The following is a 13,446-nucleotide window of genomic DNA, read 5'->3' as shown; positions in this document are numbered from 1 at the left end:
CCGATGAGATACGATCCCATCGGGGGATCGATGATGCCGAATCGACGCGGGTTGACGTGGTGTTGCCCGTGAGAGAGGCCAACGAAAACGACATCAGTGATTCAAACTATGCAACGACGCAAATTCGTCATCGGAATGGGAGCACTTGCATCGGGAGCAGCAGCGGTCGTCGGAACCGGTGCGTTCACGAGCGTGACCGCGACGCGAGACATCGACGTGCAGGTCGCCGACGACGCGTCCGCCTACCTCCGACTCGCAAGTGCCGGCGGCGCCAACGCGGACTACGTCACCGGGGACGGGAACGGCGGAACGTTGACGATCGACCTCAGCCCGAGTAACGACGCCGTTTCCGGTGACGGTCTCAACCCGGACGCAGTTACGCAGATCGACGACCTGTTCGTCATCGAAAACCAGGGCACCCAGGACGTCGACGTCGATCTCTCCAAGGTCGGCGACAATGCGGATCTGGTCGGGTTCTACCCCGATGACGAGGCGTACGACGGTCAGTCGCTCTCGGACAGCGCCGTTACCCTCGGTCCGGGCGACAGCGCAGTCGTCAGTCTCGAGGTCGACACCACGGACAGCGGACTCGGTGACGGCGACGAACTGCTCGATTCGGTGATCATCTCCGCGAGGGCGAACTAATCGGTGACCGGCCATGGAACGACGAAAAATCATCCTGAGCGTCGGCACGCTCGCCGCCGGCGGCAGCATCGCCCTCGGCACCGGCGCGTTCAGCAGCGTCGAGGCCGAGCGTGACGTCGCCGTTACCGTCGCGGACGACGCCAGCGCGTATCTCAGTATCCAGCCCGGAAACGGGCCGAACGGGAACTACGCCGAGACGACGGGCAGCGACGCGCTCGCAATCGACCTGACCGGCGACAACGACAACATCGGCTCCGGTATCGCCGGCGGTGAAGGACTGAACACGAACGCAGTCACGGGGATCGCCGACCTCTTTCGGATACAGAACCGGGGGACCCAGGAGATCGAACTCGAGGTCGCGCCGCTGATCTTCATCGACGCGGACCGGTTTGGCTTCGACGGGCTGCTGGGCGTGTTCCTCGTCCCACATATGGGTCGGTTCGAACCCGGTCTGGATCTGACGTGGCGACCGCCCCTGAACGTCATGTCGATCTCGGAACTGTCGCCGGGCGACGAGATCGACTTCAGCGTGTTGGCGTTTGCACTCCCCGAAGGCGCGGTTGACGGGGTCGAGATCGAGGACGAAATCGAAATCACCGCGCAAGCGATCTAACCATGACGGACGAACCACCGACACTCAGCGATTACGAAGAAACGGGAGGAATCGAATTCGACCTGGACGGCGAAAAGATCGATCGGGAAACGATCAACGCGGAACTCGAACGCCTCTTTACCAGTTGATGGGGCTGCGGGGTCCCTGTCACCCCGCCGTTTTCGAGAAGTACCGTACTCGTGGCGGCAGTTGGCCGCCGCCCCGCGGTGTCGCCGTTCGCAGAATCCGGGTTCTTGCTGTTATTCTGTCACAAACTTACAAGTAATTTTATTGAGTTCGTTTATGTGGAAGAATGATCCGGCGGGGAGCAGGATGGGTACTACAGGGGCTCGTCCTCGTGACTGTGCTCGCGATGGTCGCGGGACAGATACTCGGCCAACCGATCCTGCTTGGCTTCGTCGAAACGGGGAGTATGGAACCGACCATCGAAACCGGCGACGGCTTCGTCGCGATTCCCAGCCAACTGACCGGAGAGCCGGAACCCGGTGACGTCGTCGTCTTCGAGGCCGAACGGATCCAGGGTGGCGGGCTGACGACCCACCGGATCGTCGAGGAGACCCCGCAGGGATACGTAACTCGCGGGGATGCAAACCCCGTCACGGATCAGGACGGCGACGAACCGCCGGTTACCGACGATCGGATCGTCGCCGAAGCCTGGCAGGTAAACGGCGACGTCGTCACGGTACCCCGGTTTGGTACCGCCGTTATGACGGCAAGCGCCGGTCTCGAGCGCGTCGAGGCTCGGCTGGCGACGGTGACGGGAACGCGGACCCCCTTCGGAGCGTCGGGCCTGCCGTTCCTGCTGCTTGGCCTCTCGACCGTGCTCTATGCCGTCGAAACGGTCAGGGAGCGGCGCAGTCCGTCCCTCGAGTCGCGGTTCGGTCGCGACGAATCGCGGCTCGATCCGCGGCACCTCTCGGCGCTTTTCGCGTTGTTCGTGGTCGTCGCCGCGGCGGCGGCGATGACCGTTCCCGCCGGCACCCAGTCCTACGACGTCATCAGCGCGGAGTTCGACTCCGAGCAGCCGCTGGTGATCGAACAGGGGACCGTCGAGGAGTTGCCCTTCCCCGTCTCGAACGGCGGGTTCGTTCCCGTGGTCTCGTACGTCGAGGCCGGCGGCGAACACGCGACGGTCGACGCCGGGCCGACGACGGTCGGACCACGGGACGAACGCGAGGTGGGTCTCACGATCAGGGCACCCGACGAGCGGGGACACTATCCCACGACCGTCACCGAGCGCCGCTACCTGCATGTCCTCCCGGTTTCGGTCATCGACGCGCTCTACGGCGTCCATCCGTGGGTCCCGTTCGTCGCCGTCCTCTCGGTACTCGGTGGGACGACCTACGGACTCAGTCGGCTCGTCCTCGGCCCCGCCGATCCGCGTTCGAGGCGAACGTCGGCCCGCGGTCGCCGGTCGACCCGACGACGGTTGTAACATCCATGATCTCGAGTGACACCCGCGACGGAACGAACGGCACTGCCGAACGTCGACTCCGGCTTCGCACTCGCTTCTGGGAGTATCGAACGGCGATCGTGATCGCGTTCGTCGTCGTCCTCGCGGCGGGTGCGTGGGTAAGCTACGGGGCCTATGCCGACCCGGGCGAGGAGACCGACCGACAACTCGAACACCGCTGGACCGCGACCGGATCGCTCGAACACGAGGCCACGGTGACCGAACCGACGACTGTCTATCCGGAGGGCACCGTGCTCGAGGAGGAACCCCTGTACTACACGGCGATCACGCCGACGGTCGACGGCGCGTTTACCGGCGGGTACGAGGCGGAGCGGGGCGAGAACGTGACGATCGCGCTCACGGTCGATCTGCGCTATCGGGCCGTCGATTCGGACGACGGAACCGTCTACTGGTACGAGACCGAGCGGCTGGCGAACGTGACCGAACACGACGTCGCTCCCGGCGACCCGGTTACCGCCGCGTTCGATCTCAACGTCTCCGCGGTCGGGACCCGGATCGACGAGATCGAACGCGATCTCGATGCGAGTCCGGGCGAGACCGAGATCCGTCTCGAACTCGACCGCGAGATAACGGGCACCATAGACGGCGAGCAGCGGCGTGCCACGGACGGCTTCACCGTCACGGTCGAGTACGACGGGGCGACGTACCGGATCGACGACGAGAACGACTACGACGTACCGAACGACTCGTATCGGACCGAAACCGTCGCCGCATCGCCGGGTCCGACACGGACCGTCGGCGGTCCGCTCCTCGTGGCCGTCGGGGGCGGCGGACTCGTCGGTGTCATCCTCGCCACGGTCCGGTTCGATCGCCCGACGGCCGCCGAACGCGAGTGGCTCGCCTACCGGGCCGACCGGTCGCAGTTCGAGGAGGTGATCGTCCGCGCCGACCTCCCTCGGACGGCGCTCGAGGGCCAGCGCGTCGAGATGGCGTCGCTTTCGTCGCTGGTCCGGTTCGGGATCGACGTCGGGACCGCGGTCGTCCACGATAGACGGACGGGACGCTACGTCGTGACCCACGACGATCTACGGTACGTCTACCAGCCACCGCCGCTCGAGCGCACGAACGAGGGCGAGGTGACGGGTGGGACATTCGAGACCGAATACGCCGGCTCGACCGACGGACCCGAGCCGACGATGATCGGCGAGGCCGGCACGGAGAGCGATCAACCCCCGATCACGATCGAGCACGGCGACGAAGGCGGACGGACGACGGGATTCGACGCTCGGCAAGCCCGGACGGCACCCGCGGAAACGGACTCGGGAACGGCCGTAACCGATCGGAGTGTGGGGAACTCGAGCGACGGAAATTAGAACCGATCCAGCGAGAACATCTCGATCCCGTGGTCGGTCTCGCCGTCGAGGGCGAGGTCGGCGAGGATTTCGCCGACGACGCTCGCGAACTTGAACCCGTGGCCCGAAAAGCCGGCTCCGACGGCGACCTGCGGATGTTCGGGAAGGGTATCGAGGACGAAGTGATCGTCGGGCGTATTCGTGAACAGACACGTCTCCATGCGCATCGTCGGACCTGCCCCCGCCGGAAAGTACTGCTCCGCGAACTCGCGAAGCAGGCGTTCGTCCGCCTGGGTCGGCTCGCGCTCGAATGCGTCGGGATCGACCGTCTCCTCGCGGTGGTGGTACCGGCCGAGCTTGAACCCCGGAACGCCGTGTACCGGAAAGCCGTAGAACCGTCCCTCCGGGACCCGCAGGTTCCAGACGGGGAACCGCTCGGGAGCGAAGTACTCGGGTTCGTCGGGCTGAAGCCACGCGAGTACCTGTCGCTCGGGGACGGCGATTCCGTCGAGGGCGTCGACGAACTGGGCTGCCCACGCACCCGCAGTGATTACGAGCGAGTCGGCCTCGTAGGCGGCGTGATCGGTTTCGACGCGGACGCCGCCGTCGTCGGTCGGTTGCCAGTTTACGACGCGCTCGCGGGCACGGATCGTCGCCCCCGCTCGGTGGGCGCGATCGACGTGGGCGACGATACAGTCCTCCGGGACGAGAAACCCGCCGTCCGGCTGGTAGATCGCGGTGTAATCGTCCGGGAGCCGATAGCCCGGATACCGGTCGGTCAACTCGTCGCTCGAGAGGCGTTCGTACTCGAGATCGTGTTCCTCACAGGAGCGTTTCGATCCTTCGACGAGCGGGTCGTCCGTCGGGCCGGCGTCGATCGAGCCGGTTCGGTACAGCAACTGCCGGTCGTGGTCGCTCTCGAGGTCCTCCCAGAGGGTCGCTGCGCGCCGGAGCAACGGGACGTAGTCGGGGTGTTCGTAGTACGCGAGCCGAAAGATTCGGGTAATCCCGTGGGAAGAGCCGTAGCCATGAGGGACGTCGTAACGCTCGAGGCCGAGGACGTCGACGCCGCGGTCCGCGAGGTGGGCGACCGTCGCGCTCCCCATGCCGCCGACCCCGAGGACGATGACATCGTGTTGATCGGTCATACCGTGAGATACGACAGGACCGTCGAAAACGCTTCCTCACTCCGTCCGTGGGCGGTCATCGTCGGTCGTCCCCCTGTGACCGCTCCCGCAATCGTCGCTTCTGGCGGCGTTCGGTCACGTGATCGAGCCCGTCCGCCAGATCGTCCCTGACCGTCCCCTCGAAGGCATCGGCCGCCTCGAGAAACTCCGTCGAAAACTCCGCGACGAGTTCGTAGGTCCACTGGTCGCTGACCGCTCCCGACGGGAGGTGGTCATCGCGCAGTTCGTCGGCGTACGCTTCGTGGCCGGCCTCCCGTAGCGCGTCTTCGGCGTCGCTCATCCGATCCATCGCGTGGCCGAGTTCGTGATGAAACTCGAGAAGGGAGCCATAGGCCCGGTGGACGTACTCGATACCGAGTTGCAGGTGGTGAAGGGCGTCCGTTTCGGCGTCGCTCAACTCCAGATCGTCCGGATCGGTCACATCGGTCATCAGCGATGCGACCACGGACGCGTGCAAAGACGTTGGCGGCCCGGCAACGAATTCCGGTTTCGCCCCGGAGCCACTGGCTCAGGTGTCGGCGACCGTCCACCGGTCCGAAAACGCCGTCCCACACGTACACTGTGCATAGGCGTGGATCACGTCTCCCTCGGCGTAGATACCGCCGACGTCCTCGTTTTGCTCCTCGGCGAAGGCGAACACGAACTGTATCGCGTGGGTCTCGTCGGTCGGGGCTTCCGGACACTGGCCGCCGGCGAGATCGTCGTCGACAACACCCTCCAGTCCCATCGCCGATTTGGCGAACTCCATCGCCTGGGTCCCGGTCGCCGCCTGGAACGCGCTCCGGCCGCGCTCGCCGTCGACGACGATCAAAACGCCGTCGTCGACACGTTCACCGAACTGCTCGAGGCGGTCGTCGGAGACGTACGACTCCGCCAGAAACAACGCGACGTCGTCGGGCCGGTCGCCGGCCAGAAACTCCTCGCGGTGGTCACTCATAGCCGACCGTTCCCGCTCGAGGTGGAAAAAGGCCGGTATTCGAGCGACGCCTTCCCCCGATGCCGGCGCGCGGAACGAACGAGTGGTCACGAACGATAGGGTTCGCCGTCCATTCATCTTCCCGATGGCCGAAACACTTATATGAATTTTCGTAACTGGGACTATTACTGAATATTCAGTCATACATAATGGTTCAACCCCCAATAAACAACCAGTATAACCAATCCATGGGTTGTATGTCACGTCCTTTCCCGAGAAAGACAGTTATTATGTTAATTCTCGATAATTTATTTATTGTGTGTGGATTCGGTTGGTTCCCTGCCGTTTAAGACCTGTTAGTTCCAGAATTTCAGTAGTCGTGAATGGTTCCGTACACTGATCCGCCGGCAGTGCGTGGCCGGCAGGGAGGGCGGTCCACTCACGAACACCCCCATCGGTGATGGTCAATGCGTGAGGATACAATCAATACTGAGTCCGTCTTCGAGGAACTCTCGCGGACGGCAACTGCGGATGATACGTCGGAATCGTACGAAATTTCGCTCGGACCGGACGAGGACGCCACTCGAAACGTCGAACGCGAACTCGAGGAGTTGATGGAGCAAGTAACCGGCTCGCTCCCGACCGACGAGGTCCAGTTCGACGAGTCGATCGTCAAGGAGAACCTCGAGGAACTGCTCTTGATGCTTATCGCGTTACACGACGGAACCCACGGTGAGGAACTTCTGACGGACCTCTCTCACTGCTTCGATGCCCAGCTCAGCCCGGGTACTGTCTATCCAGCGTTGCACTCCCTCGAAGAAGACGACGTGCTGTCGATGCACGCGAAGGTACGAACCAAGGAGTACTCACTCGCCGACGAGGAGTATGTCCGTGCGACCCTCGAGCAGACGATGGTACAGCATCTGGCCTTCGGGATGTTGCTGTACGGGTTCTTGCCCCGGCTCTGAGCGACGATCACCGCCCTCGAATCGGTCTCCATTCTAGCCCTCTTTTCCTTCGGAGACAGGTGGTAGCGACCGCCGCTCGTGACGACGCTCCGTCGACCGCCGCTTACGATTCGTCGTCGCGCTCGAGATCGGACGCGATGTCGCTGAGGCTCTTGTTCGGTGGTTCGTACGCGTCGTAGTACGCCGTCGCCCCGGGTTCACGCAGTCCGTAGAGGAAGTCGGGTTCGACGACGTCGACCAGCACCGAGCCGCCGGTCGCGATGTCGTGATCGGCGATCCACTCGCGGAGCCGATCGGACGCCCCGCCCGGCTTCCGCGCCAGATCTGGTGTCTCGTAGATCCCGGGAATCGACAGGTCGTCGCCCGTCAGCGCACGCTCGATCCGGGCGAACAGTTCCTCCCCGTCGAGGACGACCCGGACGACCTCCTCGGCCGGAACCACGTCCCGGTCGTCCGCGGGAATCTCTAGTCGTACGCCGGTCGCCGTCTCCGTACACGTCGAGCGGATCGTCCGGACCGACGGATGATCGCTCGAGACTCTGTCTGCCATTGGAAGAGAACGCAGGGTCGGTGGTGGATTCGTTACTCGTCGTCCTCGCCGTCGCCGAGCAGCTCGTCGACGTCGGTGCTGCCGCGATCGGCGATCGAGGCGTTGATCTGTGCGACGGCGTCGGAAATCTCGCGGCCCCGGACCGTGATCCGGCGGCGCTCGCCGTCACGCGAGGGGTGATATCCCGTCTGGCGTTCCGCCATCAGGACCTCTTTCAGGTTCGCTCCGGCCACGTCGGGGTTGAGCGGTCGGCCGGCGTCGTCGGAGCCGCCGGTGATCTCGAGCGTGTAGCCGTCGAGGCCGACCGCACCGCCGTCGACCTCCTCGCCGATCGACTTGCCGATAAACCGGTTTGCGTCCTGTTCCTCCGCCTCGAGCTGGTACGACGACCCGGTTTCGGGGTCGCCAACGACGACAGTGAAACTTGCCATGCACGGGAAAAAACAGTCGCCGCTCAAAAACACATCGAATCAACGGCCACGTCCGCCCCGGGCGTGACGCCGACAGGGCCTGCTGAGTTTGCCGTCATCTCCGGGTCCGGGACGACCCTCGACGCCCCCGATTTAGGGTGCTCGAGTTCGTATCGCCGGCCATGGACAGCGGCATCGACCCGGAACGCCTCGAACGGCGGCTCCGCGAAGCGTTCGATGCGACGCCGGGACAGTCCCGGGTCGTCGTCCGTCAGGCCGTCGATCTCGCGGATTCGGGCCGATACGAGACCGATGTCGGGACAGCGCTTACGGCCGACGTCGTAATCGACGAACTCTCCGACGCACCGGACGGAACGCCGCCCGAGCGCTGGAACTGGTGGATCGGATCGCTCGAAATCGCCTACGGTGGCTACGGTCAGTTCGGGATCGGTCGCTATCGGTCCTGACGACGTGACAGCCCCGGCGAACGAAACGCCTTTTATTCGTACCTGACCAACAAGTCAGTAGTGACCGATCCGGACGTCAGAGAAACGATCATGAGCGCGACCTACGATGCCCTGTGCGAGCGCGGCTACACCGAGCTTACGGCACAGGACATCGCCGACAGGACCGACAAGAGCAAGTCGCTCCTGTTCTATCATTACGACTCCAAGGAGGATCTGGTCGCCGACTTCCTCGAGTTCCTCCTCGAGCGGTTCGACGAGCGCGTCGCCGAAACCGAGGAGTTGCCCCCAACCGAGCGGCTGGCTGCGTTTATCGACTGGTTTCTCTACGGATCGTCCGACGACGAGCGACAATCGTTTCACACGGCCTTGCTCGAGTTGCGAACGCAAGCGCCGTACAACGAGCGCTATCGCGAGCAACTCCGGGAGAACGACGAGCGTCTTCGGGGGCTGCTCGCGGAGATCCTGCAGGAAGGCATCGAAACCGGCGAGTTCGTCGACCACGATCCGGAACGGACCGCCGCATTACTGCTCGCGGCGATGGACGGCGCGCGGATCAGACAGCTCACCCTCGATCGTGACGTCTACCTTGAGGCGGTCCGCTCGGCGATCGTCGCGCGGATCATCGAGGACTTGCTCGCGGAGGAGGGTCGGTTTCCCGTCGATCGCCAGCCGAACGACGACCGACGCCGACCAGGGGAACCGTCCGGATCGACCGACGCCGAAACCGACGAGCACAGCGATGACACCACTGACACCGACCCCGAATGAGTGACCCCACCGATCGTCACACCCACCAGATATGAGCGAACGCACCTCCACGTCCGACACGACAGGACACGTCGACCGACCGTTCCCCGGACTGGCACCGCCGGTCCGGGCGATCGTCTCCGATGCGTTGCCCCCGCACGATCGGTCGCTGCCCGTCGCGCTCTGTACGATCGCCGGCGAGGTCGGGGCCGAGACCGTCCCCGACCGCGAGCTGGAATCCGGTTCGAGGGCGGTCGATCGCCGACTCGAGCCGGTCACGAACGCGGTCACGTCCTTCGAGGGGTACGCCCGAATCAGACACGACCTGCTGGTAACCGATCGGTACGACCGCGACGACGACCGCGACGCGGCCGTGCTCGCGAGCGACTACCTCCATGCCGCGGCGTACACGATGCTCGACGAAGCGCCCGTTTCCGATCGCCGGACGCTCGAACTGTACCGGATCATGATCGACGGCTCGACGGCGCTCTCCCACCGGTTCCTGTCGTGGACCGACGGGGATGGCCCGACCGGGACGGCCGACTGTCCACCCGAGGCGACGCTTGCCGAAACCGCGACCGCGCTCGGAGCGGCCGCCGTGGGGGCGACCAGCGACGTTCGATCGGCGATGGACGCGTACGGACACGCGCTGACGACTGCGCTCTCGGTCACCCCCTCGAGCGATGCCCCCCGTGAAACCGCCGTTCGCGTCCTTACGGGGCGTGAATCGCTCGAGACATCGGCGGATGGCGACACTCCATCCCGCGGATGGGCGTCCGTCCAGGCTCGTCGCCACGACCCCTCGGCTGTCACCTCTCACCTCGAACGAGCCCGGGAGGCGCTCTCGCGGCTGACCCGGCGGGTCGACGGTACCGACGCCACTCCGGTCGGATCGGAGTCCGTCAGCGAGACACAGCCGTCGGGTGGCCCATACGGCTCCCCGGTAGCACGTCTCAGGAGGGCAACACGGATCCCGTTTCAGGACGTACCGTCTACCGATGAGTGAGCGTACACGTCCGATATGGCCTGCGTACCCGCTGTCGGCGCTCGTTGCCGGACTCGGCCACTGTTATCTCGGCCAGTGGAAACGCGGGGCAAGCTGGTTCGGTCTCTACGTCCTCGCGCTCGCGTTTTTGAGCGCACGGACGTTGTCCGGGGCGCTCAAGCCCGGCGAGCCGTTCGTCGTGACGGCACTGCAGTTCGACGCGGTCAGCTACACCGACGTCGCCGTTCCGCTCGCGGTGGTGATCGTCTGTCTGCTCGATGTCTATCTCGTCGGCCTGACGCGGTTTCGGATGGAGTCCTCGAACGGAACGCCGTCGCCGTAGCGGCGACTGCCCGACCCCGAGGGAGCCGCATTTGCGGCCGCGTCTGATGTAACCGACGACATCAAAGGGGTCGACTAACTACGTCTCACTGATGGAGATTCGGTTCCTGGGTGGTGTCCGTGAAGTCGGCCGGAGCGCGATCCTCGTCAACGATCGACTCCTGCTCGATTACGGCGTGAAGTCGGGGTCGCCGCCGCAGTACCCGGGAGACGTCGATCCCGAAGCGGTCGTGGTGAGCCACGGCCACCTCGATCACGTCGGGGCCGTCCCGTCGCTTCTCAGCGGTGACGCCCGTCCGCCGATCCACTGGACGCCGCCGACTCGGGAACTCGCGCTCGTGCTCGCGCGGGATACGCTGCAGCTACACGGCGGCACGCTACAGTGTCCGTTCACCGAAACCGATGTCCAGCGTGTCACGCAGGTTTCGGAGACCCACGGCTACCGGGAGCCGTTCGAGGCGGCGGGTCACGAGGTGACGTTTTTCGACGCCGGTCACATCCCCGGTTCGGCACACGTCCTCGTCGACGACGGCGAGACCCGACTGCTATACACGGGGGACTTCCATACGGCCGATCAGCAGTTGGTTTCCGGGACGACTGCCCGCCCCGACGCCGATGTCGTGATCTGCGAGAGCACCTACTCGGACGTCGACCACGCGGACCGAGCGACGGTCGAAGCGCAGTTCATCGAGAGCGTCGAGACGACGCTGTGGGAGGGTGGCACCGTCGTCATCCCCGCGTTCGCCATCGGGCGGACACAGGAGATGCTGTTGCTCTGTGCGGATCACGACGTTCCCTGTTACGTCGACGGGATGGGCAAGCGGATTACGAAACTGCTGCGTCGGTACCCGGACTACGTCCGCGACGCGGATGCGCTTCGGCGGGCGAAATCCCACGCACGGTTCGTCACCGGCCGCGACGGCCAGCGAAAGCGGATCGCCGACCGGAACGCGGCCATCATCACCACAAGCGGAATGCTCCACGGCGGTCCCGCGATGACCTACGTCCCGGCGGTCCGCTCACACCCGACGAACAAGATCACCCTGACGGGCTATCAGGTCGAGGGAACGCCCGGCCGCGACCTGCTCGAGACCGGAAGCGCCGAGATCGACGGCCGAACGATGCCGGTCAGTGCGCAGGTCGAACAGTACGACTTCTCGGCACACGCGGATCGAGACGGAGTGCTGGCGTTTCTGGAGTCCTACCGGGACAGCGAGCTACTCGTCGGTCACGGCGACCGCTGTGAAGCCTTCGCCGAGGAACTCCGTGCGGACGGGTTCGAGGCGAGCGCCCCCGAACTCGGCGACCGCTGGGAACGCTGACGCGACGCGGCGTGACCGAACTGGAGCAGCTTTTTCCGCGTTGCTGGGGTACCACTGGACGATGAGTTCCTTCGGAACGTCCCACGAGACCGAACGCGGGGTCGGACTCTCGAGCCGGGACGTACGGGTGATCGGCGGGGCAAGCGTCCTGATGGCGATCAACGTCCTGTTGATGTCCGTCGTCGCGACGACGCCGCTGGCGACGGTCAACGAGTACCTGTTCGCGGTTCCGATCGTCGGCGTGGCCGTCTACGGCGTTGCGATCATGGGCGGCGAGGTGATCGCCGAACGGGGCGTTGAGGGCGGAGACATGGGAATCGCGTTCGTCGGGATGGTCGTCCTGCAGTTCGCGTTCGGGATCTTCGGTGCGGGCGTCCTTCGGTTTGTCCCTCGGGAGGCGCAGCTTCCGATCCTCGGTGTAACGACGATCGTCGTCGCCCTGCTGACCGCCGCCATCTCGGGGTACGTCTACGCGCGGTCGACGACGTTCGAACACTGGGGACGGTACGCCAACGGCTCGTTCATCGGCGGGATCGTCGCGATCCTGCTCGGCACGTTCGTCCAGCCGGCGTTGCTGGTCGGATTCGTCCTCGTCTTTCTGGGTTTTCTCCTCCGACTGGGGTACGAGATCTGGCAGGTACGGGATCGCCGCGACGCGTCGATCGCGCTTCAGACGATCGGCGTCTACATCGCCGTCGCCGGCGTGTTCGTCCACGTTCTACAGCTGGTGGTGCGGTATCTGGCGTCACAGGAGTAACCGAGCCGCGCTGGCGTGTACAACGCCGCCGCTACATCCGGATATCGGTATTTCGCCGTTCTTCCGGCTTGTAGGCCCGAAACTGGTAGTCGTCCGGGAGTCGGTGGACCGGGTATTCGCCACGATCGTACTGCTGATCGATGTCCCAGACGTAGTCGAGGAAGTTCTTCAGGGAGCGTTCGATATCGTCCGCATAGTGGTATTCGTCGTAGGTCATCTTGCAATCGTATCTGTGTTCGTCGACGGTCGCGCTTCCGAACCGGGCGTTCTCGAGAACGAGACAGCGTTCGGGTGGCTTCCGTGGCTCGCTCGGCAGCTCGTCCGAGAGCTCGAGGAACTCGCTCACGCCGCCTAGTTCGGTCGACACGCCGTCAGTGAGGCCGGCATACGGAAAGAGAAAGACGACGGCGTTGCTGACGGCGGCGAACAGTTTCGATTGTGTCGCCGGCGTCATTCCGTGAGCCGCGGGATCATCGCGAGCGACGGCCTCCTCGTGTGTGGGAATCGGGATATCCGTTGCCAGAAAGGAGCGGAACCCGTACTCGTCCCGAATGAAATCCCGAACCGTCTCGAGGGCGGCCTTCATGTCGGTCTCCTGTGCATAGTCGACGAGCGGATCGTCGTAGTGACGGGGAACGTCGTCGCGGTCGAGGCCGTACCGGAGGTTCTCGAGCGTATACGCGCCCATGAGATAGACGGGGTACTCCAACGGCGACGGGGGCGCTTCACTCAAAACGAGTGATCGCGCCTCGCTCGGCGTGTATTTCCGCA

18 protein-coding genes are annotated in these 13,446 nt (G+C 64.6%); 12 read left to right on the top strand and 6 right to left on the bottom strand.

Features of this window, described 5'->3' with window-relative positions:
* Window positions 1-108 precede the first annotated feature (108 nt).
* From TX80_RS04830 to TX80_RS04815, 5 genes are all read left to right on the top strand, one after another.
* Window positions 109-645 (top strand): DUF1102 domain-containing protein, encoded by a 537-nt coding sequence (locus tag TX80_RS04830; RefSeq protein WP_230198667.1) that lies wholly within the window; start codon window positions 109-111, stop codon window positions 643-645.
* Window positions 646-658: 13 nt separating this feature from the next.
* On the top strand, window positions 659-1,258 hold the full coding sequence (locus tag TX80_RS04825; protein ID WP_049921817.1) for a hypothetical protein: 600 nt from the start codon (window positions 659-661) through the stop codon (window positions 1,256-1,258).
* Window positions 1,259-1,260: 2 nt separating this feature from the next.
* Window positions 1,261-1,386, top strand: coding sequence for a hypothetical protein (locus tag TX80_RS19930; RefSeq protein WP_268258130.1), 126 nt, complete (start codon window positions 1,261-1,263; stop codon window positions 1,384-1,386).
* 164 nt (window positions 1,387-1,550) lie between these two features.
* Entirely contained in the window at window positions 1,551-2,693 is a 1,143-nt protein-coding gene (locus tag TX80_RS04820) for a signal peptidase I (RefSeq protein ID WP_049921816.1), read from the top strand.
* A 5-nt stretch (window positions 2,694-2,698) separates the two neighbouring features.
* Complete coding sequence (locus TX80_RS04815) at window positions 2,699-4,045, top strand: DUF5305 domain-containing protein (RefSeq protein WP_049921815.1); 1,347 nt, start codon at window positions 2,699-2,701, stop codon at window positions 4,043-4,045.
* Here the strand turns inward: TX80_RS04815 and solA are convergent.
* The 3 genes from solA to TX80_RS04800 all read right to left on the bottom strand — a co-directional run bounded on the left by solA (window position 4,042) and on the right by TX80_RS04800 (window position 6,148).
* On the bottom strand, window positions 4,042-5,172 hold the full coding sequence (gene solA / locus TX80_RS04810) for an N-methyl-L-tryptophan oxidase (RefSeq protein ID WP_049921814.1): 1,131 nt from the start codon (window positions 5,170-5,172) through the stop codon (window positions 4,042-4,044). The two genes, TX80_RS04815 and solA, sit on opposite strands and share 4 nt — an antisense overlap.
* Before the next feature lie 55 nt (window positions 5,173-5,227).
* Window positions 5,228-5,641, bottom strand: a complete 414-nt coding sequence (locus TX80_RS04805) for a hypothetical protein (protein ID WP_049921813.1) — start codon at window positions 5,639-5,641, stop codon at window positions 5,228-5,230.
* Between the two features lie 78 nt (window positions 5,642-5,719).
* Complete coding sequence (locus tag TX80_RS04800; RefSeq protein WP_049921812.1) at window positions 5,720-6,148, bottom strand: DUF5807 family protein; 429 nt, start codon at window positions 6,146-6,148, stop codon at window positions 5,720-5,722.
* Window positions 6,149-6,594: 446 nt separating this feature from the next.
* Here TX80_RS04800 and TX80_RS04795 point away from each other — a divergent pair, with 446 nt between their 5' ends.
* A complete protein-coding gene (locus TX80_RS04795; RefSeq protein WP_049921811.1) occupies window positions 6,595-7,095 on the top strand; it encodes a helix-turn-helix transcriptional regulator in 501 nt (166 codons plus the stop codon).
* Window positions 7,096-7,198: 103 nt separating this feature from the next.
* Here TX80_RS04795 and TX80_RS04790 read toward each other — a convergent pair whose 3' ends face one another.
* Window positions 7,199-7,645: a DUF7112 family protein gene (locus TX80_RS04790; RefSeq protein WP_049921809.1), complete on the bottom strand. Its 447-nt coding sequence runs from the start codon at window positions 7,643-7,645 to the stop codon at window positions 7,199-7,201.
* 32 nt (window positions 7,646-7,677) lie between these two features.
* On the bottom strand, window positions 7,678-8,076 hold the full coding sequence (locus TX80_RS04785; protein WP_049921807.1) for a 30S ribosomal protein S6e: 399 nt from the start codon (window positions 8,074-8,076) through the stop codon (window positions 7,678-7,680).
* Between the two features lie 161 nt (window positions 8,077-8,237).
* On the opposite strand from TX80_RS04785, the gene TX80_RS04780 reads away from it, so the two are divergent.
* The 6 genes from TX80_RS04780 (at window position 8,238) to TX80_RS04755 (ending at window position 12,675) form a co-directional block, all read left to right on the top strand.
* On the top strand, window positions 8,238-8,522 hold the full coding sequence (locus tag TX80_RS04780) for a hypothetical protein (RefSeq protein WP_049922210.1): 285 nt from the start codon (window positions 8,238-8,240) through the stop codon (window positions 8,520-8,522).
* 60 nt (window positions 8,523-8,582) lie between these two features.
* Window positions 8,583-9,290 (top strand): TetR/AcrR family transcriptional regulator, encoded by a 708-nt coding sequence (locus TX80_RS04775; protein ID WP_049921806.1) that lies wholly within the window; start codon window positions 8,583-8,585, stop codon window positions 9,288-9,290.
* 31 nt (window positions 9,291-9,321) lie between these two features.
* The gene (locus TX80_RS04770) at window positions 9,322-10,275 is read left to right on the top strand and encodes a hypothetical protein (RefSeq protein ID WP_049921805.1); all 954 of its coding nucleotides are present in this window, start codon (window positions 9,322-9,324) and stop codon (window positions 10,273-10,275) included.
* Window positions 10,268-10,597, top strand: a complete 330-nt coding sequence (locus tag TX80_RS04765) for a hypothetical protein (RefSeq protein ID WP_049921803.1) — start codon at window positions 10,268-10,270, stop codon at window positions 10,595-10,597. Before TX80_RS04770 ends, TX80_RS04765 begins: the two co-directional genes overlap by 8 nt.
* Before the next feature lie 91 nt (window positions 10,598-10,688).
* Window positions 10,689-11,918: an MBL fold metallo-hydrolase gene (locus TX80_RS04760; protein ID WP_049921802.1), complete on the top strand. Its 1,230-nt coding sequence runs from the start codon at window positions 10,689-10,691 to the stop codon at window positions 11,916-11,918.
* A 61-nt stretch (window positions 11,919-11,979) separates the two neighbouring features.
* Window positions 11,980-12,675, top strand: coding sequence for a hypothetical protein (locus tag TX80_RS04755; RefSeq protein ID WP_049922209.1), 696 nt, complete (start codon window positions 11,980-11,982; stop codon window positions 12,673-12,675).
* A 31-nt stretch (window positions 12,676-12,706) separates the two neighbouring features.
* On the opposite strand, the gene TX80_RS04750 is transcribed toward TX80_RS04755, so the two are convergent.
* Window positions 12,707-13,446, bottom strand: a 740-nt coding sequence (locus tag TX80_RS04750; RefSeq protein ID WP_230198666.1) for a DUF7509 family protein, incomplete at its 5' end; no start/stop codon positions are given.

Source organism: Halopiger djelfimassiliensis, assembly GCF_000455365.1.
In the GTDB taxonomy this organism is placed as follows: domain Archaea; phylum Halobacteriota; class Halobacteria; order Halobacteriales; family Natrialbaceae; genus Halopiger_B; species Halopiger_B djelfimassiliensis.
The sequence above is the reverse complement of the archived record's forward strand: the minus strand, read 5'-3'. Positions and strand labels throughout refer to the sequence as shown.

What these genes read in the sequence shown, in the direction of transcription:
- TX80_RS04830 (WP_230198667.1), top strand. Translation starts at nt 109, where the DNA reads ATGCAACGACGCAAATTCGTCATCGGAATGGGAGCACTTGCATCGGGA.
- TX80_RS04825 (WP_049921817.1), top strand. Translation starts at nt 659, where the DNA reads ATGGAACGACGAAAAATCATCCTGAGCGTCGGCACGCTCGCCGCCGGC.
- TX80_RS19930 (WP_268258130.1), top strand. Translation starts at nt 1,261, where the DNA reads ATGACGGACGAACCACCGACACTCAGCGATTACGAAGAAACGGGAGGA.
- TX80_RS04820 (WP_049921816.1), top strand. Translation starts at nt 1,551, where the DNA reads ATGATCCGGCGGGGAGCAGGATGGGTACTACAGGGGCTCGTCCTCGTG.
- TX80_RS04815 (WP_049921815.1), top strand. Translation starts at nt 2,699, where the DNA reads ATGATCTCGAGTGACACCCGCGACGGAACGAACGGCACTGCCGAACGT.
- solA (WP_049921814.1), bottom strand. Translation starts at nt 5,172, where the DNA reads ATGACCGATCAACACGATGTCATCGTCCTCGGGGTCGGCGGCATGGGG.
- TX80_RS04805 (WP_049921813.1), bottom strand. Translation starts at nt 5,641, where the DNA reads ATGACCGATGTGACCGATCCGGACGATCTGGAGTTGAGCGACGCCGAA.
- TX80_RS04800 (WP_049921812.1), bottom strand. Translation starts at nt 6,148, where the DNA reads ATGAGTGACCACCGCGAGGAGTTTCTGGCCGGCGACCGGCCCGACGAC.
- TX80_RS04795 (WP_049921811.1), top strand. Translation starts at nt 6,595, where the DNA reads ATGCGTGAGGATACAATCAATACTGAGTCCGTCTTCGAGGAACTCTCG.
- TX80_RS04790 (WP_049921809.1), bottom strand. Translation starts at nt 7,645, where the DNA reads ATGGCAGACAGAGTCTCGAGCGATCATCCGTCGGTCCGGACGATCCGC.
- TX80_RS04785 (WP_049921807.1), bottom strand. Translation starts at nt 8,076, where the DNA reads ATGGCAAGTTTCACTGTCGTCGTTGGCGACCCCGAAACCGGGTCGTCG.
- TX80_RS04780 (WP_049922210.1), top strand. Translation starts at nt 8,238, where the DNA reads ATGGACAGCGGCATCGACCCGGAACGCCTCGAACGGCGGCTCCGCGAA.
- TX80_RS04770 (WP_049921805.1), top strand. Translation starts at nt 9,322, where the DNA reads ATGAGCGAACGCACCTCCACGTCCGACACGACAGGACACGTCGACCGA.
- TX80_RS04765 (WP_049921803.1), top strand. Translation starts at nt 10,268, where the DNA reads ATGAGTGAGCGTACACGTCCGATATGGCCTGCGTACCCGCTGTCGGCG.
- TX80_RS04760 (WP_049921802.1), top strand. Translation starts at nt 10,689, where the DNA reads ATGGAGATTCGGTTCCTGGGTGGTGTCCGTGAAGTCGGCCGGAGCGCG.
- TX80_RS04755 (WP_049922209.1), top strand. Translation starts at nt 11,980, where the DNA reads ATGAGTTCCTTCGGAACGTCCCACGAGACCGAACGCGGGGTCGGACTC.